The 2,207-nt window shown below is 41.2% G+C and carries 3 protein-coding genes and 1 pseudogene; 3 read left to right on the top strand and 1 reads right to left on the bottom strand.

Annotated elements, in window-relative coordinates:
• Positions 1–171, bottom strand: a pseudogene (locus tag KM934_RS12640) (IS982 family transposase); the annotation flags it as partial.
• Positions 172–216: 45 nt separating this feature from the next.
• Between KM934_RS12640 and KM934_RS12635 the strand changes: the two are divergent.
• The 3 genes from KM934_RS12635 to KM934_RS13230 are packed head-to-tail and all read left to right on the top strand — an operon-like array spanning position 217 to position 2,031.
• On the top strand, positions 217–999 hold the full coding sequence (locus tag KM934_RS12635) for a hypothetical protein (protein WP_215760963.1): 783 nt from the start codon (positions 217–219) through the stop codon (positions 997–999).
• Between the two features lie 19 nt (positions 1,000–1,018).
• Positions 1,019–1,549 carry a PGN_0703 family putative restriction endonuclease gene (locus tag KM934_RS13235; protein WP_252345008.1) on the top strand — a complete coding sequence of 177 codons (531 nt, stop codon included), beginning with the start codon at positions 1,019–1,021 and terminating at the stop codon, positions 1,547–1,549.
• Positions 1,486–2,031 (top strand): PGN_0703 family putative restriction endonuclease, encoded by a 546-nt coding sequence (locus tag KM934_RS13230; protein ID WP_394369509.1) that lies wholly within the window; start codon positions 1,486–1,488, stop codon positions 2,029–2,031. Before KM934_RS13235 ends, KM934_RS13230 begins: the two co-directional genes overlap by 64 nt.
• Positions 2,032–2,207 lie beyond the last annotated feature (176 nt).

Raw genomic sequence — 2,207 nt, 5'->3', positions numbered from 1 at the left:
ACGACGTGGAACATTACCAGATTCATTGACGAGATTTTCAGAGAATTGCTTGCATATCTCAAGTATTTTGACGAATTTTGTATAAAGGTTGTACATACGATGGTTTGAACTTAATGTTTTGAGCACCACTAAGTTACTAAAAATCAGCGATATATACAACCTTTTACTCATATTTATCAACTTAAATTAATTCCGCCAACGGGTACATATAATAAAATGGGACACATAGAACTATTGGATGCATATAATAATGTCATCAATGAATGGAAAGAGAGAACACGTATGGAAAATGGAGATGTTCTCGATTTGATCAAGAGGGGACTTGTCGTTTGTGAGAATACACACAGGCGTGGGTTACTATTGAATGGTATTAATCCTTCGTTCAACGAAAAAAAGAATGATAAGAGCAATATCTTTTTCGTCTTTTCTAATGCGGAAGACCAAGGAAGGAGCAGATATTGGGCGAAAAAGCACAAGCAGTTCGGTGGTCGTGACTCTGATTTGGTTCAAAATCATATGGGATATCTGGACCTGTTTCCTCTTAAAGAAAGCCGTCAACTTAGATTCGAGAAGATTCTTCGTCCATACAATGACTTGAGAATGCTTCTGCTGAAGAAGACGCAGGAGGAAATCGAACGGATAGACCCCAAACTGATTGTTCACGCTAATAAAGGTTCATTGTATTACTGGGGACTGAATCCTAAGACATATCAAAAAGATTACGAAAACCCATGGCTCAATTATGATTTTGATGAGATTGACCTTCATGATTGTCCGCCATTGGAAGAGTATGCCAAAAGATTGGATAGCAAGGATATCCCAATGGAGAAGAGGTTTGTTCATCTTTATAGAATCTCAGGCAATGCCTGGGGTAAAGACTCCAATCATTTTTTCTTGGCGTATATTATGGAGTATAACCGAATGGAGGGTTGGAAACGTGACCAATTGTTGACGGCCGAAGAGATGAAGGCGCTATGGGAATGGTGTGACAGATACTAATACATAGAATATATCCAATATGGGGGAAGAATATAAAGATTTTCAGAAGAAGAAGATTTACGGTTGTCTCGTAGATTACAAAGAGAGGCATATCACTCGTGATAGCGGCAAATACAAGGGCGAAGAAAATCCCTGGTTCTTGCCTGAGAAGTATTGGGACGAGGAGCTTCCTGCCATGTTATACGATGGTATCAGAGAGACGGTTAAGGAAATCCAAAACAGTGAGTTTAAGTACACGCCGCATATCTTTGCTTTTAAGCATGTGGCAAGTTCTCAAACGGCTTGCGTCAACTTGTTTGTTCCAATCATGGAGTCTGAATCCGTGAATGACATTCTCAAAAGTATTGAGGCTTGTCCTAAGGATTTCAAGTGCGTGGCTAAGGAACAGCTGTTCCACGGCTATCGATTTGAGTTTTGGGACTCTACAGACGAGAAGTCAAAAGGGTTGCTGGGCGACCATTCCAAAAGGCGGGTACGGACAGTGATGTGGCCATCGCATACTACAATACAGATGATGAACTTTGCCTATGGCTTATCGAACATAAACTGACTGAGCAGGAGTTCACTGCCTGTGGCGGTTATAAGAGCAAGGGCAATGATGAGGAGGGCAAGGCGAAATGCAGGTCGTGTTCAATGGAGGATATTCTGAACAATCCAGATATTTGCTATTATCACAGGGTGTGCAAGTATAACTATTGGAACATCATGAAGGATGGTGGCGCTGAGTTTTACGTAAAAGCCTATGAGGGCAAGGGTTGTCCTTTCCGTGGAGGTATGAACCAGTTGTGGAGAAACCAACTGCTTGCCATGGTATTGGAGAAAGAAGGGACATACAAAAATGTCTATTTCTCAGTTGTTCATCATCCAGAAAACCACTTCCTCGGTAAATCAATGTCTGAGTACGCTAAGCTGACTGACTATTCACCAAAATTCAATAGTTTCACGTCGGATAAACTGATTTATGCTTCATCAATTGATGGCAGTCTAAAAGATTGGGTTGCGTGGTATCGTGAGGTGTATTATGGGATGTGATAGTTTCTGTTTTCCCCTAAACATTGTTTATTACATGCAGCGGTGCTTATGTAATACCGCTGTATTTGAATAGCCTAGAATTGTGCCTCGATAATAATGTGAAAATACGTTGCGTAACTCAGGCGCACCCGACAAACCCTGTGGAGTAGGCCGTGCAGATGCTAACCCAAAACTGT

It is taken from the genome of Hallella faecis (assembly GCF_018789675.1).
Classification (GTDB): Bacteria; Bacteroidota; Bacteroidia; order Bacteroidales; family Bacteroidaceae; genus Prevotella; species Prevotella faecis.
Note: the sequence above shows the minus strand (reverse complement) of the source record. Positions and strands in the feature narration are given on the sequence as shown.

Excerpts from the sequence above, each read along its gene's own strand:
- KM934_RS12635 (WP_215760963.1), top strand. The coding sequence starts at position 217 with ATGGGACACATAGAACTATTGGATGCATATAATAATGTCATCAATGAA.
- KM934_RS13235 (WP_252345008.1), top strand. The coding sequence starts at position 1,019 with ATGGGGGAAGAATATAAAGATTTTCAGAAGAAGAAGATTTACGGTTGT.